19 protein-coding genes are annotated in these 20,702 nt (G+C 69.2%); 5 read left to right on the top strand and 14 right to left on the bottom strand.

From position 1 onward, the window contains the following. Positions 1–15: 15 nt before the first annotated feature. A complete protein-coding gene (locus tag ACWGO6_RS11460; protein ID WP_452326762.1) occupies positions 16–2,406 on the bottom strand; it encodes a glycoside hydrolase family 65 protein in 2,391 nt (796 codons plus the stop codon). 194 nt (positions 2,407–2,600) lie between these two features. Between ACWGO6_RS11460 and ACWGO6_RS11455 the strand changes: the two genes are divergently transcribed. Next, positions 2,601–3,236: a cyclodeaminase/cyclohydrolase family protein gene (locus ACWGO6_RS11455; RefSeq protein WP_452326761.1), complete on the top strand. Its 636-nt coding sequence runs from the start codon at positions 2,601–2,603 to the stop codon at positions 3,234–3,236. Between the two features lie 18 nt (positions 3,237–3,254). Here the strand turns inward: ACWGO6_RS11455 and ACWGO6_RS11450 are convergent, their stop codons facing one another. Beyond that, positions 3,255–3,650, bottom strand: a complete 396-nt coding sequence (locus ACWGO6_RS11450) for a hypothetical protein (protein ID WP_452326760.1) — start codon at positions 3,648–3,650, stop codon at positions 3,255–3,257. A gap of 151 nt (positions 3,651–3,801) precedes the next feature. Here ACWGO6_RS11450 and ACWGO6_RS11445 point away from each other — a divergent pair, with 151 nt between their 5' ends. The 3 genes from ACWGO6_RS11445 (at position 3,802) to ACWGO6_RS11435 (ending at position 6,536) form a co-directional block, all read left to right on the top strand. Then, positions 3,802–4,377, top strand: a complete 576-nt coding sequence (locus ACWGO6_RS11445) for a helix-turn-helix domain-containing protein (RefSeq protein WP_136041653.1) — start codon at positions 3,802–3,804, stop codon at positions 4,375–4,377. After that, positions 4,377–4,958 carry a hypothetical protein gene (locus ACWGO6_RS11440; RefSeq protein WP_452326759.1) on the top strand — a complete coding sequence of 194 codons (582 nt, stop codon included), beginning with the start codon at positions 4,377–4,379 and terminating at the stop codon, positions 4,956–4,958. Before ACWGO6_RS11445 ends, ACWGO6_RS11440 begins: the two co-directional genes overlap by 1 nt. A 162-nt stretch (positions 4,959–5,120) precedes the next feature. After that, positions 5,121–6,536, top strand: coding sequence for a serine/threonine-protein kinase (locus ACWGO6_RS11435; RefSeq protein WP_452326758.1), 1,416 nt, complete (start codon positions 5,121–5,123; stop codon positions 6,534–6,536). Positions 6,537–6,611: 75 nt separating this feature from the next. Here ACWGO6_RS11435 and ACWGO6_RS11430 read toward each other — a convergent pair whose 3' ends face one another. The 9 genes from ACWGO6_RS11430 to ACWGO6_RS11390 form a co-directional block, all read right to left on the bottom strand. Further along, complete coding sequence (locus tag ACWGO6_RS11430; RefSeq protein WP_452326757.1) at positions 6,612–6,758, bottom strand: hypothetical protein; 147 nt, start codon at positions 6,756–6,758, stop codon at positions 6,612–6,614. A 130-nt stretch (positions 6,759–6,888) separates the two neighbouring features. Continuing rightward, the gene (locus tag ACWGO6_RS11425; protein ID WP_342589079.1) at positions 6,889–7,164 is read right to left on the bottom strand and encodes a hypothetical protein; all 276 of its coding nucleotides are present in this window, start codon (positions 7,162–7,164) and stop codon (positions 6,889–6,891) included. Between the two features lie 373 nt (positions 7,165–7,537). Beyond that, positions 7,538–8,938: a threonine/serine ThrE exporter family protein gene (locus tag ACWGO6_RS11420; RefSeq protein WP_452326756.1), complete on the bottom strand. Its 1,401-nt coding sequence runs from the start codon at positions 8,936–8,938 to the stop codon at positions 7,538–7,540. Between the two features lie 39 nt (positions 8,939–8,977). Beyond that, the gene (locus ACWGO6_RS11415) at positions 8,978–9,595 is read right to left on the bottom strand and encodes a TetR/AcrR family transcriptional regulator (protein WP_215070173.1); all 618 of its coding nucleotides are present in this window, start codon (positions 9,593–9,595) and stop codon (positions 8,978–8,980) included. Between the two features lie 29 nt (positions 9,596–9,624). Further along, a complete protein-coding gene (locus tag ACWGO6_RS11410) occupies positions 9,625–11,805 on the bottom strand; it encodes a YhgE/Pip family protein (protein WP_452326755.1) in 2,181 nt (726 codons plus the stop codon). Continuing rightward, complete coding sequence (locus tag ACWGO6_RS11405; protein WP_452326754.1) at positions 11,802–14,762, bottom strand: YhgE/Pip family protein; 2,961 nt, start codon at positions 14,760–14,762, stop codon at positions 11,802–11,804. Before ACWGO6_RS11405 ends, ACWGO6_RS11410 begins: the two co-directional genes overlap by 4 nt. Positions 14,763–14,831: 69 nt before the next feature. After that, positions 14,832–15,389, bottom strand: coding sequence for a hypothetical protein (locus tag ACWGO6_RS11400; RefSeq protein WP_452326753.1), 558 nt, complete (start codon positions 15,387–15,389; stop codon positions 14,832–14,834). Between the two features lie 74 nt (positions 15,390–15,463). Continuing rightward, a complete protein-coding gene (locus ACWGO6_RS11395) occupies positions 15,464–16,123 on the bottom strand; it encodes an NADPH-dependent F420 reductase (protein ID WP_452326752.1) in 660 nt (219 codons plus the stop codon). An 11-nt stretch (positions 16,124–16,134) separates the two neighbouring features. After that, on the bottom strand, positions 16,135–17,241 hold the full coding sequence (locus ACWGO6_RS11390) for an LLM class flavin-dependent oxidoreductase (protein WP_342589081.1): 1,107 nt from the start codon (positions 17,239–17,241) through the stop codon (positions 16,135–16,137). Positions 17,242–17,332: 91 nt separating this feature from the next. Here ACWGO6_RS11390 and ACWGO6_RS11385 point away from each other — a divergent pair, with 91 nt between their 5' ends. Then, entirely contained in the window at positions 17,333–17,887 is a 555-nt protein-coding gene (locus ACWGO6_RS11385; protein WP_452326751.1) for a MarR family winged helix-turn-helix transcriptional regulator, read from the top strand. Here ACWGO6_RS11385 and ACWGO6_RS11380 read toward each other — a convergent pair. From ACWGO6_RS11380 to xylA, 3 genes are read right to left on the bottom strand one after another with little or no spacing between them, the layout of a single operon-like run. Then, positions 17,851–18,156: an NIPSNAP family protein gene (locus tag ACWGO6_RS11380; protein ID WP_452326750.1), complete on the bottom strand. Its 306-nt coding sequence runs from the start codon at positions 18,154–18,156 to the stop codon at positions 17,851–17,853. The two genes, ACWGO6_RS11385 and ACWGO6_RS11380, sit on opposite strands and share 37 nt — an antisense overlap. 12 nt (positions 18,157–18,168) lie before the next feature. Next, the gene (gene xylB, locus ACWGO6_RS11375; RefSeq protein ID WP_452326749.1) at positions 18,169–19,452 is read right to left on the bottom strand and encodes a xylulokinase; all 1,284 of its coding nucleotides are present in this window, start codon (positions 19,450–19,452) and stop codon (positions 18,169–18,171) included. Between the two features lie 8 nt (positions 19,453–19,460). Beyond that, a complete protein-coding gene (gene xylA / locus ACWGO6_RS11370) occupies positions 19,461–20,666 on the bottom strand; it encodes a xylose isomerase (protein WP_136043095.1) in 1,206 nt (401 codons plus the stop codon). Positions 20,667–20,702 lie beyond the last annotated feature (36 nt).

Here is a 20,702-nt window from a genome sequence, read left to right as displayed (position 1 = left end):
CGGGCGAGACGAGGCCTACGAGCGGAATGCCTCGGCAGCCGGGCGGGGCTCGCGACCCCGGGGCTGCGACGGTCGTGGTCCGGCACTCGTGGCTTCGGGGATCTCGAGCGTGACGGGGTCGCCGGCCCGGAGGTCCACCCGGTCGTCGAAGTGACCGACGGTCACCGATGGCCCATCCTTCAGCAGGTACGTCGCCGTGTTCGCGGTGACGTCCACGCGGAGGGTCTGTCCGTGGATGCGCACGCCGAAGCTCAGTCGGCTCACGCGCTTCGGCAGTCGCGGGGCGAATCGCAACCCGTCGTCGGAGTCCCGCATGCCCGCGAAGCCGGCGGTGATCGCCGTCCACACTCCCGCCAGCGCCGCGATGTGCGGGCCTTCGCTCGCGTTCTCGTGGAGGTCGTCGAGGTCGAGGGTGGCGGCTTCCGCGAGGTAGTCGTATGCGAGGTCGAGGTGCCCGACTTCGGCGGCGATGATCGCCTGGACGGCGGCGGAGAGCGAGGAGTCGCGCACGGTGATCGCCTCGTAGTAGGCGAAGGCCCGCTCCTTCTCGCGCGTCGTGAAAGCCTCATGCGCGAAGAACAGCGCGAGGACGAGATCGGCCTGCTTCACGACCTGCTTCCGGTACAGGTCGAAGTAGGGGAAGTGCTCTTGCAGCGGGTACTGCTCGGGGGTCGTGTTCTCGAGATCCCACAGGTCCTGGTCCGTGAAGCCGGCGGACTGCGGGTGCACTCCACGAATCTCGTCGAAGGGTATCGACATCGCCGCGGCCGCGCTCAGCCAGTCGTCGAGCTCCGCTTCGTCGACGCCGAGTGTGCGGGCGACCTCCGGATGCCGCCGGGCGGAAGCCGCGGCGCCTCGGAGGTTCAGACGGGCCATGAGGTTCGTGTACACGTTGTCGTCGGCGACCGCGGAGTACTCGTCGGGTCCGGTAACGCCGTCGATGTGGAAGGCGCCGGCCGCGTCCCGACGGCCGAGCGACATCCACAGCCGAGCGGTCTCGACGAGCATCTCGAGGCCCGCCTCGCGTTCGAAGGCGTGGTCGCCCGTCGCGCGCACGTAGTGGAGCACGGCGCCGGCGATGTCGGCGTTGATGTGGAATGCGGCGGTGCTCGCCGGCCAGTACCCCGAACTCTCCCTGCCGTCGATCGTGCGCCAGGGGAACGTCGCGCCGCGGAGGTGCAGCTGCTCCGCCCGCTCGCGCGCATGGGGGAGTGTCGAATGCCGCCACCGGAGCGCCTGTTCGGCTGCATGCGGCGCGGTGGAGGTGAGAACGGGCAGCACGAACGCCTCGAAGTCCCAGAAGGTGTGCCCCTCGTATCCGGAACCGGTCAGGCCCTTGCCGGGAACCGACCGGAGTTCGGCTCGGACGGATGCCTGGAAGACCTGGAAGAGCGCGTACCGCACCGCCTGCTGCAGTCGCGGCTCGCCCTCGACCTCCACATCGGCGCATGCCCAGTACTCGTCCAGGCGCGCGCGCTGCTCGTCCACGAGTCGGTCCCAGCCGGCGCGCCCGGCATCGGCCACGGCCGCCTCGGTGCGATCCCGCAGTGCGGAGGCAGAAGTCGTCGACGACCAGTCGTGGCCGACGAGCTTGATCAGCTCGACATGCTCGCCGGGCGCGAGGACGACGCGGACGGTGGTGCGCGAGAGGTCCGGAGACGCTTCGGTGACCAGGGTCGGCGGGAAGGGACCGGACGCAGTCGCGGAATGGTCCATGCTGACTGCGACCGACAGACCGCTCTCCCTCGTCCGGTGGATGAGGGTCGCGGCAGTGCCGATCACGGCGGCATCGACGCCGACCAGCGGCGCCGTGAGCAGTTCCTGCACGCGCGGGTCGGAGTGGGTGATCGGGAGCGGCTCATTCGGCAGTGCTTCGGACTGGATCGTGATCGCGATCTCGTGGGAGACGGCGTGCACGCGGTAGCGCACGGCGGCGATCGAGCGGCGCGAGAACGAGACGATGCGGGTGGACTCGACCCGGATGTGCCGGTCGGTCGGCGAGATCCACTCGGCTCCGCGGTGCACGGTGCCGTCCCGGAGGTCGAGGTTCCGCCGGTGGTGGAGGAGCTCACCCCGCTGCACGTCGAACGGCTCATCATCGACCAGGAGACGGATGATCTGCCCGTTCGGCACGTTGATCACGGTCTGGCCGGACTGGGGATAGCCGTATCCCTCTTCCGCGTAGGGCATCGGGTGCTCCTCGAACACGCCGTTCAGATAGCTGCCGGCGACCCCGCGTGGATCGCCCTCGTCGAGGTTGCCCCGCCAGCCGACGTGTCCGTTCGACAACCCGAAGACCGACTCGTCATGCGCGAGACGCGCGGGATCCAGCCCCTCCCGTGCGATGCTCCACGGTGCGACCTCGAAGCGCGGACCGGCAGAACTGCGGGATCCGATGTCGTTCATATGAGCCCTTCGACGACGACCATTCGTTACCGACGATATCGGCGGCGGCCGCTTCCCCGGCCCTTCGTGGCCGGTTCCGGAGATCTGATCCCGGGCGTCGCGAGCACGTGCGTGTCAAGCCCGCTTCGTTCCGCGGCCGTCTCGGGCAGAGTCGTCGTCAGCCGCCGCAAGAGCTGCGCGGCGGGAGGGACACCATGTCGGATGATCGAGCGCGCGACCCCGCAGACGTCCCGGTCGACCGTCCCCTGGACTCGTGGCTGGAGGCTCTCGGCCGCCCCACCGGCTCCCCGGGCGGCGGCGCGGCATCCGGAGTGATGCTCGGTATCGCGGCGTCGCTGATGGGCATGGTCGCGGGCTACACCTCAGACAGCGCTGACGCCGAGGAATCCGCGGACAGGCTGGCCCGTCGACGGAGCGAGGCACTGCAGGCCGTCGAGGAGGACGGCATCGTGTCGGCGCGCTTCGGAGCCGCGTTGGCCCTGCCCGCAGACGACCCCGATCGTGATCACCGCGTCGGAGTGGCCGCGATCGAAGCTGCGGAATCGGTCGCGAAGCTCGGCACGATCGGGCTGACGCTCCTCACCGAGGCGCGGCTGCTCGCCGTGATCGGCAACCCTTCCCTCGCCGTGGACCTCGCGGTCGCCGTCGAAGCGCTCGGAGCCGGACTGTCGGGCGCGTCTCTGAATCTTCGCGCGAACCTCAAGCTCGCTCGCGATCATCACGCTCCCGCATCGCGGATGGCCGACCTCGATCCGAACATCGTTCGTCTCTCCGACGCCGGGCGGATCATCGCGCAGCTGGCCGAGGAGCTCTCGTCGCGCCTGGATTGAGAGGCGCGCGGAAGCCCTTCACCCGACGAACAGCAGGATGATCGAGAGCGCGACCGCCGCCGCACCGACGCTGGCGAGGGTGACCCCGAGCACCTGAACGGCATGGAGAAGGGGACGGCGGGGTTCGAAGCGCATCAGTTTCGGATGGTGCTCGCTGACGAACGCGTCGACCTCTTCCCGTCCCTGCCAGTGACCGGATTCGTCCGCCCGGAGCGGGCGCTCCCAGAAGTCTCCGGCGGTGAACCAACGGGCCCGTGATCGACCGTCCTCCTCGAGGATGAAAACCTCTTGTGGCAGCCAGCGCCCATCGTGCACCTTCACCAGCAGGACGATGAGCAGGAGGGGGAGACCGATCCCGAGGCCGATCCACGAGAGGATCTCGGCGATGGTCCCCACCGCATCGGCAGCATTCATGGCCGGCTCCGTTCTCCTGAGAAAACAGTACCGGGGGCTTGCGGCCTCCGATCTCTCCAGTACCCGTGCTGGAGAGGTGCACTCTGCGCCGCTCGGCGATGACCCGGCAGTATAATATGTCTCAAAAGACATTTTCTTGAAGGGTGGCGATATGACCAACGCATCAGTACTCGTGCGTGCCGCCAGAAAGAGCCGCGGCCTCACCCAGCGTGATCTCGCGCAACGAGCCAACGTCGACCAGGGCAGAGTCTCGCGGGTGGAAGGCGGTCGCGAGGCCGAGTTCAGCACCATCGAACGGTTTCTCGGCGGCGCCGGCCACCGGCTGTATTCCGCGCCCACCCGGCGGGATGACGCGGCGACCATCGCCGCGACGATCCGCGGTTATCTTCGGGCCGGCGACAAGTACAGCGCTCTCCGTGAACTCATCCAGCTGAACGACAACCTGGTCGCCGAGCATGGACTCGTTCGTGGCATTCTCGGCCTCGCTGAGCCGGAGCCGACCGGCGACCGTGCCTGGGATGCTGCCCTCGCAGCCCTCGTGGATCTCCGTCTCAGGGAAGAAGGGATTCCCGCGCCCGCATGGGTTGACGCCCCGAAACGACGCCTCGCGGTGCCGCGTACCCTCGATGTCGATCCTGCAGACCCGACCCCGTCACCCGTGGATGTACCAGTTGAGTTCTTCCAACGCGGCGTCCTCGTCTGGCGTGACACGCTCGCGAGCGTCTGATGGGCGACGCGCTGAATCGCGACGACATCCTCTCCGGGCTTCGGGAGCTCGTAGGGGAGCTTCACGCAGCGGGTGAATCTGCCGGCATCCGTCTCGTCGGCGGTGCCGCGCTTGCCATCAGATACTTCAACAGGCGCACCACCGGCGACCTCGACTCTCTTCACATCCAGCCAGGAAGCGATGACGCCGTTCTCGCAGCGGCCTCACGCGTCGGCGATCGACGGGACTGGAGCGATGGCTGGTTCAATTTCGCCGTGGAACATGCGGATTCCGTGCCAACGTTCGGTCGGCCAGTGGAGTGGGAGACGATCTACGACCGAGCAGGTGTCGTCATCCAAGTCGCTTCGAAGGAGGCGCTCCTCGCGATGAAACTCCGGGCCAACCGGCCGGGACGCGATGTGGACGACATCCGTCAGCTTCTCTCCCTCTGCGGGATCGCGGAGGTGGAGGAGGCAGAGGAGCTTTACGGAGACTTCTACCCCGGTGACGGGCTCACCGATCGCGCCATGGCCATGGTCCAGCGGATTCTTGACGGCGGACTGCCGATGCGAGTGCCGTCCGCCGGCGCGATCGTCATCTGACGTCAGGGTGCTGCCGCGTCGCCTCCCGATCGGGTCTCTTCCCACGAGTTGCGGAGGCGGGGATGGTTCCGGCTCGTGTCAAGGCCCGGGCCTCGAGCGCGCCGAGACCGTATCGTGGGCCTTCGCCGCCCGATACCCGACGGGCGTCAGGAGGATTCGACGATGACCGATGACTCGCTTCCTACCGAAGCGCTGCTCGATGGGCGCTATCAGCTGCACGAGTGCGTCGGGCAGGGCGGGATGGCGCGCGTGTATCGCGCGGACGACGTCCTCCTCGGTCGCACGGTGGCGATCAAGATGCTGCGCGATGAGATGGACGATGCGCAGCCCCCCAGCCGTGCGCGCAGCGAGATGACGGTCCTCGCTTCCCTCAACCACCCCGGCCTGGTCACGCTGTACGACGCTCTGCTCGTTCCGGGGCGCGCCGAATACCTGGTGATGGAGTTCGTCGACGGGCCGACGCTGTCCGCCCGCATCGCCCAGGGGCCGATGGCGCCGCCGGAGGTCGCCCGGCTCGCTGCCGACCTGGCCGAGGCGCTGCACGTCGTGCACAGCGCGGGCATCGTGCATCGCGACATCAAGCCGTCGAACGTGTTGATGTCGCGGACTCCGCTCCCCGGCAGTCGGTCCGGGGCGAAGCTCGCGGACTTCGGCATCTCCGTCCTCGTCGATGCGGCACGGCTCACCACCCCCGGACTCGTCATCGGAACCGCGGCGTATCTCGCCCCGGAGCAGCTGCGAGGTGAGCCTCCCGCTCCGCCCGCTGACATCTATTCGCTGGGCCTGGTGCTGCTGGAGGCACTCACCGGCACGCGAGCCTTCCCGGAGGCCGAGGGCATCGGCGCCGCGATGGCCAGACTCATCGAGACCCCGGAGGTGCCGGCAACGCTGGGGGCCGAATGGTCCACCCTCCTGACCCGTATGCTGGCGGCGGACCCCGTCGATCGCCCTCATGCCGCGGAGGTGTTCGCCGCCTCGTCACGACTCGCGACGTCGCCGACCGCGCCTCCTCGACCTGCCGTCCCGCCTCGTCCCCCCGTCCCGGCAGCGGTGGCCGCGGGAGTGGCGTCCGCGGGAGGGGCGGGCGCGGCGATGGCCGCGACGGGCACGGCGTCATCGCCGGCGACCACCCCGACTCTCCTCCTTCCCGCCGGAGCCGTGCGCCCGCGCGGTCAGGCGGAACGCAGAGCCCGGAGGCGTCGCCGGGGGATCATCGGCGGCGCGGTGGCCGCGGCGGTGGTCGGGGCATCCGTGCTGACCGGAGTGTGGCTTTCGGGACTCAACGCCGTCGACCCGGACGTGACCGACACCGTGGATACCGAGCAGACTCCCGCGCCGACGCCGGAACCGTCGACGACACCCGCGAACGCTCCCGAGCAACCCGCCGTGCCCGTCGTGCCGGTCGAGGACACCGAGCCCGATGTCGACGAACCGAACGACGAGCAGTCGGAGGATGAGCAGAAGGCGGCCGAGAAAGCGGCCGAAGAGGCGGCGAAGGCGCAGCAGAAGGCCGAGGAAGAGGCCAGGAAGCAGGCGGAGAAGGCGCAGAAGGAGGCGGAGAAGCGGGGAGACGGATAGATCCTCTGGCCGCAAGACTGTTCCGCGACACGATGGGCCCCGCCTCAGGAGGCGGGGCCCATCGTTGACGAGACGTCAGGGGAGATCGGCGACGTCGATGCCGTCGTCGTCGTCCTCGTCCTCGTCGTCGTCTTCGCTGTCATCGGTGGACGGCATGTCCGGGTCGATGCCCACGGCATCGACGAGCGGAGCGTCATCGGGGTTCTTCTGCGGTTCTGACATGGGAGGCTCCGTTCGGCTGAGGGGTAGGGCGATCAGTCTCGCCCCGTCGGCCGGTGCACGCGTGCCCATTGACAGACCCGTGCACCGGGCCGGACAATCCCGGGCGCCGGCGGCTCGTCCGCCGGCGACCTCAGGCGGTTGCCAGCGGAGGCAGGTGCGGGATCGGGACCGGGCGTGTGGAACGGCTCGGCGAGTGGAACCGCTGCACGTCCTCCAGCACGTCCGCCGCAGACATGTAGTACGTCGCGAGCGGCAGGTCGCGTAGCCAGACGGCCTCGACCTCGACCGTGTCGACCTGATAGATGCAGGCGACGGTGCGGCGCGAGTCATCTGCGGCGTAGCGGTGGTCGAGGATCAGCCATTCGGTATCGGTGATCTTCCGCAGCTCGAATCGGGGATCGGGCATCGTGAACATCTCAACACTCCAATCAGTCGGCCGGCTTCGGCTGGCGAGGAGCGCACCGCATCGGATTCCTGCATCGTGCGGTCGAACGGGCGCCTCTTCAGCCCGCCGGAATTCACGGAAATTATACGTCGCAGCCAATATGTTGCTCAAGTTCCGGTGCCTCTGCTGCCGGTGGTTCGCCGACTGCACGGCCTGCCCGCGAGTGCACGGCCTGACGACGCGGATACCCCGTGCATTCGGCGCGAAGCCGTGCACTCGGGGAGGTGAGAGGGGGGGTGAGGGGCGGGGGAGGTGAGAAGGGGGAGGTGAGGGGGAGGTGAGGGGGGGTGAGAGGGGGGAGAGGCGGGGTGAGAGATGCGGGGGAGGGGTGTGCTCAGCGCCGCACGCGAGCGCGGGTCTTGGCCACGCTCGCGAGAGTCGCCCGTACGGGAGTGCCGAGGTAGAGACCGAGCGACGCACCCGACGCCAGCCCGATGCCGATCACCGCGGCGTCGATGAGCGATCCGCCGGCGACCAGCATCCCCGTGGAGGTTCCGGTGGCGTGCACCATCTCCAACAGTCCCTGGAACACCGCGACACCGGGAACGAGGGGGACGATGGCCGCGGTCGTCACGGCGACGGAGGGCACATGCAGGTTGCGCGCGATCAGCATCCCGAGGAAGCTCGCGAGCAGAGCGCCGACCGCGCTCGCCGCGGCCGGGTGCAGGTTCAGAGCCACCGACGCCGAGTAGCCCGCAAGGGTCACCGCACTGAGCAGGGCGCTCACCAGGATGATGCGGATGCCGGCGCCGTTGAACACCGCCACGGCGACCGCGATGATGATCGCGCCGACGAACTGGTTCAGGACCGGACCGAACGGCGCCGGGTCGTCGGGCAGGTCCATGGTGAACCCCAGGACGCTCCCGAGCTCCAGGCCGACGAGGATGCCGATCACCACGCCGAGCGTCTGCATCGTGAGATCGAGGATGCGCCCGCCGGCGGTGAGCGCGAAGCCGTCGATCGCGTCCTGCGCTGCGCCGACCACGGTGAGCCCGGCCAGCATCAGCACGATGCCCGAGGCCACGATGATGGAAGGGCGGATGCCGACGAACGGCTCGATCCCCGCTGAACCCAGCGCCGACACCACCACCGCCACGACGGTGGTCACGAACCCTCCCGCGATCTGGCTGAAGAACAGCGGCACCCGCAGCCGCGCGAGACCCGCCTGGGTGAGTGCCGCGCACAGGGCGGCCACGAACGTGAGACCGACGATGATCGGGGAGGCGCCGAGCATGATGCTGACACCGACCGCGAGCAGGGCGCGCGCGACGATCACGACCGGCTGCTGGTAGCGGAACGGAACCCGCCGGATCGCCCGGAACGCCGTGCGCGCGGATTCGAGGTCGAGCCCGTCGTCGATGTCGGCGACGAGTGCCTGCACGCGCTGCAGCTTGGCGTGATCGGGGGCCGTGACCCGCACGACGCGCACCAGGGTCTCCGGCCAGACCTCGCCGCTCAGGTGGAACGACACGGTGATCGAGTTGTAGGTGACGTCGACCTGCACGCCCTTCATCCCGTACGCGTCGCACACGCGGGTGATCGCGAGGGTCACCTCATGGGCGGAAGCGCCGACCGCGAACATCGACTCGCCGATGCGCGTCGCGAGGTCGAGCACCCGGGGGACCGTGCGCTCGTCGATGACGGGCAGGACCTCGGTGTGCGCGACCGTGGAGGGGTCGGTGTGCAGCAGGCGGCGCACGGAGGAGAGCAGCGGCCGGCGGGGTGTCGCGGACATATCGTCCATTCTCCCGGACGCGGACCGCCCGCCGCGGCCTCAGTCCTGCGCGAAGATCTCAGGGTGCGCGCCGATGAGCTCGGCCTGCTCCGTCCACGACAGGCCCACGATGCTCAGCACCACGCGGACGACCGTCGAGTCGGCATCGGTCGTGGTGAGCCGCAGCTCGCGCAGGGTCGCCCGCGCCGTCTCCTCGATGAGGAAGGCGAGCAGCTCGGCCGGCATGTCTCCACGGAACGCCCCGGATTCCACTCCGGCCCTCGTCAGGTCGCGGATTCGTCGGCGCAGCGGTGCCAGGGCGAGCACGGTGTCGGTCAGATGCGCATCATCGAGGGCGATGTTGGCCGACGCGCGCACGGCCGAGGCCTCCCGCCACAGTCGCGTCGCCATCCGCGCCAGCGTGACCCGGGGGTCGGATTCGTCGGTGGCCTCGGCGATCGCGTTGAACCGCTGCGCACCGACGGCGATCACCTCGCGCAGCAGGCTGTCGCGGTCGGCGAAGTGGCCGTAGACGGACCGCCGCGTGAGGCCGGCGGCCTGGGCGATCACGTCAAGCGATGCCGTCGGGTTGGTCGCGAGCACAGACTGCGCCGCGCGCAGCAGGGCCTCGCGGTTGGCGAGCGCATCGCGACGACGTCGGGGATTCGGTGCGGTCACTTCGGGGTCCTTTCGCGGAGACACAGGAATCACGACATCAACTTGGTCGACGCGAGCGCGTCGACGAGCTTGCGGTTGTACGTCATCAGAGGGCGCCGGAGCACGAGACCGAGGAGCAGCGCGGGGATGATGAACACTGCGAGCGCGCCCAGCGACCACCAGAAGTCGCCCTGGTAGACGCCGGCGATCGCCGATCTCACCATGTTGACGGCGTAGGTCGCGGGCAGGAACGGGCTGATGCTCTGGAACCAGTCGGGGAGCAGCTGCAGCGGGTACGCGCCGCCCGACCCCGAGATCTGGATCACCAGGAGCAGCACCGAGAGCGCCTTGCCCGCGTTGCCGAACGCGACCACGGCCGTGTAGACGATGAGCGTGAACACGGTCGAGATCGCCCACCCCGCCAGGATCAGCAGGAGCGGATGCGCGGGTTCGACCTGCACGAAGAGGATCAGCCCGAGGGTCAGCAGCGTGCTCTGTGCGAGCCCGACGAGGCCGAAGATGCCGTAGCGGCCGAGGTACTTCTGCGTCGGAGTGAGTTCGGCCCGGTCGGGGAGCGTTTCGGCGTTCACGTCGACGCGGATCGTCACGGTCATCAGCAGGGCACCCACCCAGAGGGCCAGGATCATGTACAGCGGAGCCATGGCCGCGCCGAAACCGGCCACCGGGAACACCGCGGTGCGGTCCACGCGCACGGGCTCGGCGAGGGAGGTGGCGAGCACGCCGGGATCGGCGCCCGTCAGCTCGCTGAGATCGCCTGTGTCGGCGGCCTTCGTCATCGCCTGCTGCACGGCGTCGAACCGGTCGGCCAGCGTGTTCAGCGATGCCGACAGCTGCGTGGTGGCCTCCTGCGCGCGCGACAGGGTCGACTGCACGGAATCGGACGCTCCGGAGAGACCGGTCGTGATGCCGGAGAGGTCGGAGCGGATCGCCGACACGTCGGAGCCGATCTGCGTGAGGGTCGACGCGAGGGAGTTCAGCTGGGCTTTCAGCCCGTTGTCGTACGTGCTCCGTGCGTCCGTGATCGCCTTCTTCGCCGCGGCGATCGCGGCGGTGATCTCCTGGTGCGAGCTCTGCGCCGAATCATTGCCGGCCGCGATCTCGGTCGCCGCGGTCTGGAGGCGCTCCTGCAGTGCCTGCTGCCGCGCGATGGCCTCGTCGAGCCGGCTGATCACGGCGTCGAAGTCGGGCTGCGCGGATTCGGGAAGGTTCGGTCCGACCTCGGTCTCCAGGGTGTTCTTGACCGCGGAGTACTGATCGATCTGCTGCTGCACGCGCTCGGCGAGCGTGGTGATCGCCTGCACCTGACTGCCGCTGAGCGAGTCGGCGCCGGCGTACAGCTCGTCGATGCGCTGGCCGACCGCGTCGTAGCTGCTCGACGTCGCCGCGAGCGCATCCGCCAGGGACTGCGATGCCGTCTGCAGGGTCGACTTCAGCGTGCCCGCCGCGTCCACCCCGCTGCCGAGCGCGCCGGAGGTGTCGGTGAACGCGTCACCGGCCGAGCCGACCAGGCCCGAGGCGCTGTCGAGCAGCGGCCGACTCGCCTCCAGCAGAGCCGTGAAGCTGTCGGCCGTGCGCGCCCCGGACCGCAGCTGATCTCCCACGCTCCCGAGGCGCGCCTCGATGCGGGTGAGTGCGGCCTGCGTGTCCTCATCGGTGAGATAGTCCGACATCGACGAGACGAGGCCGAGAGCCACGTCGCCGAGCGTCTCGGCGAAGGTGCTGCTGATCGCGGACGAGACCCCTTCCGCACCCTGCCCGGTGATCTTCGGCGCCAGGGCGTTCTTCTTCTCGTTCGTGTAGAGCGCGATGTGCGTGCGGTCGCCGCCGTCGGCGTAGAACGTCAGCATGTCGGCGCTGAACGTCTCGGGCAGCACGATGGCGGCGTAGTACTCGCCCGACTTCGTCCCGTCGATCGCGTCGTGCTCATCGGTGATGACCCAGTCGAGCTGGTCGTTCCCGCGGAGCTGGGCGAGGACCTGTTCGCCGACGTTCACGCGGATCGGCACGAGGTCGCTCTCGTACCCGGCGTCGGTGCTCGCGACCGCGATCTTCAGGTCTTTCGTGTTCGCGAACGGATCCCAGCTGGCGATGACGTTGAACCAGGTGAACAGCGACGGGATGACGACGAGTCCGAACAGGACGATGCACGCCATCACGTTCTGGGTCGCGTGCCGCACGTCGCGGGCCGTCAGGTGCAGGATGTCCCTCATGCGCGGTCCTCTCCTTCTGCGGTCCGGTGTTCGTCGTCCGTGCGCTCGTCTTCGTCCGCGAGTGCTTCTCCGGTCTGCTGGGCGGTGGTCGGCGCGGTGTCCGGCTCGGCATCCTGCTCGTCGGCGGTCTGCCCGGCATCCTGCTCGTCGGTGGTCTGCTCGGCGGCATCCGGCTCGGCGTCCGGTCCGATACGGGCCTCCGCCTCCGCCTCCGTCTCCGGGTACGGCTGCGTGTCCGGCTCCGGCTCGAACCACTCGGTGAGCAGGGCATCGGCTTCCGCGCCGGCGACCGGGGCATCCGGGGCATCCGGGGCGTCCGGGGCATCCGCGGCCCCGGCCGTCTCCGTCGCGGTCGTGGCGACCGGTGCGTACCCGACCGTGTCGAGCGACGCGTCCGCCGAGGCGGGCATGACCGCGTCACGGCCGGCGGGCCCGACGAGGGCGAGCTCACGCAACTCGGCGTCGTCGAGAGCCGCGACCTCCGCGCCGTTCTCGAAGCTGTGCTTGATGTACTCGATGGCCACGAGGAATCCGATGACGAGCAGGATCCAGAGCGTCCACAGGCCCAGCAGCAGGGGCTTCGATCCGGGGAGTGCCCAGGTGATGACCCCGAGCACGACGAGCCCGGCGACCCCCGTGAGCACCGTCGCCTTCAGCAGGGTCGGGTAGCGGCGGGTGAACGGCTCGGCGCGTCGAGCGAGGTCTTCGCGGTACTCGCGGCGGTTCGAGAGCGCGCGGATCACGTCGGTGAGCCGGTACCCGCTGCCGACGACCTGCACCTTCTCGCCGATCAGGAGATCGGTCGCGAGCACCTGCCGGTTGAAGAGCAGGGTGAAGTTCGCGAGCCGGCGGCGGAGCACGAGCCCGATGAGGAACGCCAGGGCGACGAACACGGCGAGGGCGCCCAGGTACCGCCAGTAGTGGCCGTCGTAGAACCCTCCGATCGTCTCGCGCATCGCGTCGATGCCGTACGAGAACGGGAGGAGCGGATAGATCGCCCGGAAGAATCCGGGCATCAGCTCGATCGGGTACAGGCCGGATGCTCCGGGGATCTGCATGATCACGAGCAGGATGCACAGGCCACGGCCGACGTGACCGAACGCGACGCAGAGGGCGTAGATGATGCTCACGTACGCGAGGGCGATGAGCACTCCGGTGCCGACGAAGGCGGCAGCGCTGACGGTCTGCACGCCGATGATGAGGTTTCCGGTGCACACGATCAGCGCCTGGCCGACGGCGAGCGTCGCGAAGAGGAAGAAGCGGCCGAAGTAGGCCTCGCGCACGGTGACCCCCTCGACGCCCTCGGTGTCGACCTCGACGCGGAAGATCACCATGAGCACGAAGGCGCCGATCCACAGCGACAGGTTCGTGAAGAGTGCGGCCATCGCCGACCCGTAGGTGTCGACGGGGAACACCAGGTGCTCGTCGACCTCGACAGGGGAGGAGATGAACTGGGCGATCTGCTCGGGCTCCAGGTCGGTCAGCGTGCCCAGCAGACCCCATTCGGATGCGGCGTTGAGGGCGACGACGTCGGTGCGCGAGGTCTGCAGGCCCTGCTCGATGCCGGCGAGGTCGCCGTCGAAGCTCTCTAGTGCCGACGAGGTGGCCACGAGCTGAGAGTCCAACCCGGCCAGCAGCTGATCGGCCTCGGCGAGCACGCCCTTCTGCGCATCCAGTGCCGCCGAGAGCGATCCGACGCTCGACGACAGCTGCGACATGGCGCTGTTCAGCGAGGGGACGGTGCGGGTGAGGATGTCGCGCATCGCCGACGACGCATCCCTGGTGTCCTGCATCGCCTTGTCGACCGCGTCGGCCGTCGCTTGAACGGAGCCCACGGTGTCGGACGCGCTGGCCTTGAGGTCCTTCAGGTCTGCGAGCAGCTGCTGGTCGGTGGCGTTGCGCTGCTGCAGCGAGGCGATGACCTCGGTGAGCTGCTGCTTCGTCTCGTCGCTGAGGTCGGTGCCGTCCACGAGCGTCTGCAGACGCGCGGCGGCCGCTTCGTTCGCCTCGAGTACGTTCGAGACGTCGTCGATCCCGGCGTCGATGCGCACGCCCGCCTGCTCGAGGCTCTGGGTGAGACGGGTGATCGAGACGTTCGCCTTCGACGACGCATCGGCGAGCAGCGTGGTGCCCTGGAGGAACGCGGTGGTGGCGCTGTCGGTGAAGGCGATCACCTCCTTCTGCGTCTCGGCGATGATCGACTGCGTCTGGCCGAGCGACTTCTGCACGTCGCCGAGCGTCTTGTCCACGTCGCCGAGTGTGCTCCGGGCGGAGGCGAGCGTGCCGCGAGAAGAGGTGAGCCCGTCCTGCGTCTCGGCGAGGTTCTCCCGCGCCGATGAGATGGTCTGCGCCGCCTGGTCGAACGCGTTGAGGGTGTTGTCCCTGGCGTTCAGCAGCCGCAGCTCGGTGGAGTCGCCGACGTCTTTGAGGGCGTTCGTCGCGGCGAGAGCCACCTGCTCCTTGAAGGCGGTGGTGACCTGCTTGTCGAGTTCGGATGCGCCGACGTCGGTGATCTTGGGCGCGATCGCCCCGGCCTTCTCATTGACGTAGTACTCCAGCGCCGGCTGGGTGAAGTCGCCGCTGGTGATGCTGAGCAGGTCTTCGCTGAACTGTGCCGGGATGACGATGGCGGCGTAGACGTCGCCCTTCTTCACGGCCTCCTGCGCCTCGTCCTCGCCCATGAAGGTCCAGCCGAGCTGGTCATTGTCTTCGAGCTGAGCGGTCACCTGCTCGCCGATGTCGATGTGACCGGTGAGGTCGGAGGTGGCGCCCTCGTCGAGATCGACCACCGCGACGCGGATGTTCGCGGTGTTGGCGTAGGGGTCCCAGAAGGCGTTGATGTTGAACCACGCGTACAGGGCCGGGGTGATGAGCACCCCGATGATGATGATCCACGCTTTGGGTACGCGGGAGAGTCTCTTGACGTCGCGCTTGTAGACCCGCCAGCTCTGTTTCACAGGACGAGTTTACACAATACGTGCACACGAGCGTGCAAGTTAGCTGAATGCGCCGGACGGGTGTGCGCGTCAGTTCAGGGTCGTGACCGTCAGCTCGTTGGTGGCGGTGTCGCACATGGTGAGCTGCCACACGGGCGAGCCGTCGTCCATCACTCGCGCCATCTCGACGATGAGCGGACTCGGGTACTCCTCGCCCGAGAGCTGGGCCGCGCTGTAGGCGCTGCTGCCGTTCAGCTGCTGCTCCGCCTCGGTGAGCTCCGTCTCGCCGGTCGAGAGAACCTCCAGGGTGCGGACGTCCACCAGCGACTCCCGGCCGAAGCTCGGGTCGTCGACGCGCTCGCCGAATCCGTCTTCACGGGTGTCGGCGCTGCGCAGTCGCCACGCGAAGTCGTCGTCGACCCACTCGAGGCGCAGGCCCACGATGGTGCCGCCGATCGCCTCGGACTCCCCGGGCAGGGATTCGAGGAAGTCGGAGGGCCAGGAGACCTCTGCGGGCAGGCAGGTGCCGGGGAAGTCGTCGCCGACGGCCGCCGGCGGGCTGGGGACGCTCGCCGCGGAGCAGCCGGCGCAGGCCAGGACCCCGGCGAGGACGAGTGCGCTCGCGCGCAGCCTGAGGGGAGTGGGCATCGGTGCCTCCGTGGTCGTCGACGGCTTCTGGGAGCCTAGCCGGGCCGTCGCCTCCGTCCCTCCCGACCGGGCCGTCAGCGCGTCGCGCTCCGCGAGGCGATTCCGATCAGTCCGCGCAGCTCGTCGGCGGTGACGTCGGCTCCGAACGCCGGGTTCCCGGGCTGGAGCACCGCTCCGCCCGCCAGGGTGTCGATGACCACGGCGTCGAAACCGAGCCTGTTGATCACCTCCGCGACGCGGGCGAGGTCGGCGGACTCGTCACCCGCGACCGCGATGGCCTTGCGCCCGGCTGCTCCGGCCGGTCGGGACTCGTCTTCGAGGTCGTGATAGCCCATGTGGTTCAGGGCCTTCACGACCCGCGACTCCGGCAGGAACTCCTGCACGAGCTCGCTGGTCGAGGTGCGCGGATCGCTCAGATCGTCTCGGATCCCGTCGGTCTCCCACCAGTAGTTCATGGCGTCGAGCACCAACGTCCCGCGCAGCTGGTCGACCGGGAGTGTCCGGTACTTGCCGAGCGGGAGAGCCAGGATGACGGCATCCGCGTCGGCTGCCGCCTCTTCGGCCGTCACCGCGGTCGCGCCGGGCGCGAAGACGTCGATGGTGAGCGCGATCCGCTCCGGAGTGCCCGAGCCGGCGATGAGCACGCGGTATCCCGCGGCGAGGGCGAGGCGGGCGATCGTGGTGCCCACCTTGCCCGCGCCGAGGATGCCGATTGTCGTGATGGTGTCGTTCATGTCGTTCTCCTTCACGCGTGGACGGCCTTGCCGTCTTTCGTGATCCGGGCCACACCGGGGTCGCCGAATGCGCCTTCGCCCGGGTCGTCGGCGAGCAGCTCGCGCACGCGCGGGGCGACCTTCTCTCCGAAGAGGCGGATGCTGCGCTCGCGCACGTCCTTCGGCAGGTGCATGATGTCGTACTTCAGGTCGAACCGGGACAGGTGGTTGCTCCGCACGGCGGCCGCGAGCTTGTGCGCGACGGTCTCGGGGGAGCCGACGTACAGCGCGCCGGTGTCGACCTCCTCCTCGTAGCGCTCGAGGGTGGGTGCGTAGAAGCCGCGCTCCTTGCTCATCTGCGTCACGACCGGCTCCCAGTGCTTCCAGTGCACGTTCTTCGCCTCGTCGTCGGTGTCGGCGATGAGGCCGAGCGAGTGCTGCCCGATCGGCAGCTCCGCCCGCCCGAACTGCTCCAGTGCACGCAGGTACAGGCGCGCGTGGCCGGCGAAACGTTCGGGGCGTCCGCCGATGATCGCCATCATCAACGGCAGTCCGTTCTCGGCGGCGCGGATGACGGAGTCGGGGCTGCCGCCGATCCCGATCCACGCCGGGATGCCGCCCTCCGGCATACGCGGCTGCAGTCGCACGTTCTCGAGAGGGCTGCGGTAGGAGCCGCTCCAGGTGACGCGCTCCTCGCGCATCAGGCGGAGGAACAGGTCGAGCTTCTCCTCGAAGATCCGCTCGTACTCGGCGATGTCGTATCCGAAGAGCGGGAACGACTCGATCGCCGACGCCCGTCCGAGGATGAGCTGAGCACGACCGTTCGAGAGTCCGTCGACGGTCGCGAACTCCTGGTACAGCCGCACCGGGTCCTGCGTCGAGAGCACCGTGACCGACGAGCCGAGCCCGATCGTCGACGTGGCCTGTGCCGCGGCAGCCAGCAGAACGGGGGTCGCGGAGTCCATGTGCCCCTCGCGGTAGTGCTCGCCGACGCTGAACACGTCGAGGCCCACCGACTCGGCGAGCTGCGCCTCTTCGACGAGCAGCCGCAGCGTCTCGCCGTCCGACAGGATGCGACCGCCGTCCGTCGCCACCTCGCCGAAGGAGTTCAGCCCGAACTCGAGTTCCGTCATGTCCATCACGACCCTTCTCCACGGCACCGGTCCCTCCGGATTGACGTGTCAACTGCATGCAACCGTATGATTGACGTATCAATTCCCGGAAGGCGCCATGACCGAAGAACGACGTCGCCGCACGCCGACGCCCGAGCAGCTGCGCATCTGGCGGGGCTTCGTCGAGACGAGTGAGATCCTCCGCTCTCGTCTCGCGGCGCAGCTGCAGAGCGAGTCGGCGCTCTCCTCCGGCGACTACCAGGTGCTGCTCGCGCTGAGCGAGGCCGACGGACGCACGGCCCGCTCGTCCGAGCTCGCGGCCCTCATCGACTGGGAGCGCAGTCGGCTGTCACACCACCTCGGGCGGATGGAGAAGCGTGGGCTGGTCCGACGCGTCCCGTGCGCCGACGGCGTTCACGGTGTCGACGTGCTTCTCACCGAGACCGGAGCCGACGCGTTCCGAGCTGCGAACGTGCCGCATCTGCACGCCATCCGCTCCCTGTTCGTCGATGCGCTCTCCCCGGAGCAGCTCGCCCAGGTCGACGGCATCACCTCCGCGCTGCAGCGGCACCTCGGGCTCGACCCCATCGGCAGCGGGGGCGACGGGGCCTCGCGTGATGGCGACCCGAGCTCACCTCACTCGAAGACGGGGCTCAGGAAGCGGCGCTCGTAGCGGCGGATGCACTGCGTCCTGCGCGCGAAGTCGAACGCCTCGACGCACTCCGGGTCGGTCTTCGAGGCGGTCCGGTAGACCTCGTACTCGGCGAGGGAGGGGAACGTGAACAGCGCGAACGCCTCGTCGCTGTCGCCCTCGCTCGGCATGAAGTAGCCGTGGTGGGTGCCGCCGTGCTGGGCCACGAGTCGGATCCAGGTGCGACCGTACTCGGTGAAGTCGTCGAGCTTGTCGGGGTCGATCTCATAGCGCAGGTGAACGGTGATCATGCCCCGATCCTGTCAGAGCACCGAGGCCGCCTGACGCGCCATGCCGACGGCGACATACTCGGCGGGCTCCGGAACCTCGACCGGGAGTCCGAAGACCAGCGGGGCGATCTCGCGCACGGCCTGCGACTGAGCGCCCCCGCCCACGAGCAGCACACGTCCGAGCGGGATGCCGAGTTCTCGCAGCGCGTCGAGCCCGAAGCGGAGCCCGCCGAGCATCCCCTCGACCGCGGCCCTGGCGAGGTTCTCGCGGGTGGTCGAGGCGAGCGTCATGGCGTTCAGGCTCGCAGTGGCGTCGGGCAGGTTGGGGGAGCGCTCACCCTCGAAGTACGGGATGAGCTCGAGTCCGCCCGCGCCCGGTTCCGCGGTCAGCGCCAGCGCGCTCAGCCCGTCGTGATCCACTCCGAGCAGGCGGGCGATCACGTCGAGCACGCGCGCGGCGTTGAGCGTGCAGACCAGCGGCAGGTAGCCGCCGTCGGCATCCGCGAATCCCGCGACGATGCCGGTCGGCTCGGCGACCGGGCGGTCGGTCACGGCGAAGATCGTGCCCGAGGTGCCGATCGAGACGACCACGTCGCCCGTCCGCGCACCGAGGCCCAGTGCGACGGCGGCGTTGTCGCCCGCACCAGGGGCGACGCGTCGTCCCGCAGCATCCGTCACGGATTCGCGGGCCCCGAGCACTCGGGGCAGCGCCGCCTCATGGCCGAGGGCGGCGATGAGCAGCTCGCGGTCGTACTCGCCGGTGGTCGGATTCCAGTAGCCGGTGCCCGAGGCGTCCGACCGGTCGGTCACCAGCTCGTCGAAGTCGGGACGCTCGGGGCCGAACCCGCGCAGCCGCCAGGTCAGCCAGTCGTGCGGCAGGGCGACGGCCGCGACACGAGCCGCGTTCTCGGGCTCGTGGTCGCGTAGCCAGCGCAGCTTCGTGATGGTGAACGAGGCGACCGGCACGAGCCCGGTGCGGTCGGCGAGGGCTGCGGCCCCGAACTCGCCGATCAGGTCTTCCGCCGCCTGCGCGGAACGGGTGTCGTTCCACAGCAGGGCGTCGCGGATGACGCGGCCCTGTGCGTCGAGGGCGACCAGGCCATGCTGCTGCCCGCCGATCGCCCAGGCTGCGACGTCGTCGAGGCCTCCGGCTTCCGCGATCGCTGCCTGAAGCGCGACCCACCACGCCCCGGGATCGACTGAGGTGCCATCCGGATGCGGAGCGCGTCCGGAGCGCACGACGGCACCCGTCTCGGAGTCGACGACGACGACCTTGCAGGACTGGGTCGAGGAGTCGACCCCGAGGACGAGTGCCATCGCCGGACTCAGCGCGCGCCGAGCAGGTGCTCGGTGGCGAGCTGCTGCAGGCGCACGAAGCCGAAGCCCTTGCCGCCGAGGTACGCGTCCGCGTCGAAGTCCTCGTAGGCGGAGCGGTCGGCGAGGAAGTCGTCGTACGACTCGCCCTCGTTCAGCGTCGGGGTGGAGAGCTCGGCGACCTTCGCGGCGGCCAGCGCCTCCTGCACCTCGGGGTCGGCGCGGAAGGCCGCGGCGCGCTCCTTCAGCAGCAGGTACGTGCGCATGTTGGCCGCGGCGGAAGCCCAGACGCCGGCCTCGTCCTCGGTGCGCGAGGGCTTGTAGTCGAAGTGGCGGGGGCCGTCGTAGGCGGGAATCGGGGTGGTCCCTGAGCCTGTCGAAGGGCCGCCGTTCTCCAGCAGGTCGACGAGCGAGAACGCGTTGTGCAGGTCGCCGTGGCCGAACACCAGGTCCTGGTCGTACTTGATGCCGCGCTGACCGTTCAGGTCGATGTGGAAGAGCTTGCCGTGGAACAGCGCCTGGGCGATGCCGGCCGTGAAGTTGAGGCCGGCCATCTGCTCGTGCCCGACCTCGGGGTTCACGCCCACGAGCTCGGGGCGTTCGAGCGAGTCGATGAACGCGATCGCGTGGCCGAGCGTCGGCAGCAGGATGTCGCCGCGGGGCTCGTTGGGCTTCGGCTCGATCGCGAAGCGGATGTCGTAGCCCTTGTCGGTCACGTAGTCGCCGAGCAGGTTCACGGCTTCGCGGTAGCGCTCGAGGGCCGCGCGCACGTCCTTGGCGGAGTCGTACTCGGCGCCCTCACGCCCACCCCACATGACGAAGGTCTTGGCGCCGAGCTCGGCTCCGAGGTCGAGCTGGCGGAACACCTTGCGCAGGGCGAAGCGGCGCACCTGGCGGTCGTTCGAGGTGAAGCCGCCGTCCTTGAAGACGGGCGCGCTGAAGAGGTTGGTGGTGACCATCGGCACGATCAGGCCCGTGTCGGCGAGTGCGCCCTTGAGGCGGTCGATCTGGGTCTGGCGCTCGGCATCCGTCGATCCGAACGCGAAGAGGTCGTCGTCGTGGAAGGTGAGGCCGTAGGCACCGAGCTCGGCGAGCTTCTCGACCGCGTGCACGACGTCGAGCGCCGGACGGGTCGGGCCGCCGAACGGGTCGGTGCCGTTGTAGCCGACGGTCCAGAGCCCGAAGGAGAACTTGTCGTCGCGGGTGGGGTTGGGCATGATCGCTCCTCTGCGAATGCTGCGGGCGCGCGGGAT

The sequence above is a fragment of the Microbacterium sp. NPDC055665 genome (assembly GCF_053618035.1).
This window is presented reverse-complemented; position numbering and strand designations above follow the sequence as displayed.

Coding starts and splice junctions, on each gene's coding strand:
- ACWGO6_RS11380 (WP_452326750.1), bottom strand. CDS start 18,156: ATGATCACCGTTCACCTGCGCTATGAGATCGACCCCGACAAGCTCGAC.
- ACWGO6_RS11410 (WP_452326755.1), bottom strand. CDS start 11,805: ATGAGGGACATCCTGCACCTGACGGCCCGCGACGTGCGGCACGCGACC.
- ACWGO6_RS11395 (WP_452326752.1), bottom strand. CDS start 16,123: ATGAACGACACCATCACGACAATCGGCATCCTCGGCGCGGGCAAGGTG.
- ACWGO6_RS11455 (WP_452326761.1), top strand. CDS start 2,601: ATGTCGGATGATCGAGCGCGCGACCCCGCAGACGTCCCGGTCGACCGT.
- ACWGO6_RS11420 (WP_452326756.1), bottom strand. CDS start 8,938: ATGTCCGCGACACCCCGCCGGCCGCTGCTCTCCTCCGTGCGCCGCCTG.
- ACWGO6_RS11435 (WP_452326758.1), top strand. CDS start 5,121: ATGACCGATGACTCGCTTCCTACCGAAGCGCTGCTCGATGGGCGCTAT.
- ACWGO6_RS11400 (WP_452326753.1), bottom strand. CDS start 15,389: ATGCCCACTCCCCTCAGGCTGCGCGCGAGCGCACTCGTCCTCGCCGGG.
- ACWGO6_RS11385 (WP_452326751.1), top strand. CDS start 17,333: ATGACCGAAGAACGACGTCGCCGCACGCCGACGCCCGAGCAGCTGCGC.
- ACWGO6_RS11430 (WP_452326757.1), bottom strand. CDS start 6,758: ATGTCAGAACCGCAGAAGAACCCCGATGACGCTCCGCTCGTCGATGCC.
- ACWGO6_RS11460 (WP_452326762.1), bottom strand. CDS start 2,406: ATGAACGACATCGGATCCCGCAGTTCTGCCGGTCCGCGCTTCGAGGTC.
- ACWGO6_RS11445 (WP_136041653.1), top strand. CDS start 3,802: ATGACCAACGCATCAGTACTCGTGCGTGCCGCCAGAAAGAGCCGCGGC.
- ACWGO6_RS11425 (WP_342589079.1), bottom strand. CDS start 7,164: ATGCCCGATCCCCGATTCGAGCTGCGGAAGATCACCGATACCGAATGG.
- ACWGO6_RS11450 (WP_452326760.1), bottom strand. CDS start 3,650: ATGAATGCTGCCGATGCGGTGGGGACCATCGCCGAGATCCTCTCGTGG.
- xylA (WP_136043095.1), bottom strand. CDS start 20,666: ATGCCCAACCCCACCCGCGACGACAAGTTCTCCTTCGGGCTCTGGACC.
- ACWGO6_RS11390 (WP_342589081.1), bottom strand. CDS start 17,241: ATGGACATGACGGAACTCGAGTTCGGGCTGAACTCCTTCGGCGAGGTG.
- xylB (WP_452326749.1), bottom strand. CDS start 19,452: ATGGCACTCGTCCTCGGGGTCGACTCCTCGACCCAGTCCTGCAAGGTC.
- ACWGO6_RS11440 (WP_452326759.1), top strand. CDS start 4,377: ATGGGCGACGCGCTGAATCGCGACGACATCCTCTCCGGGCTTCGGGAG.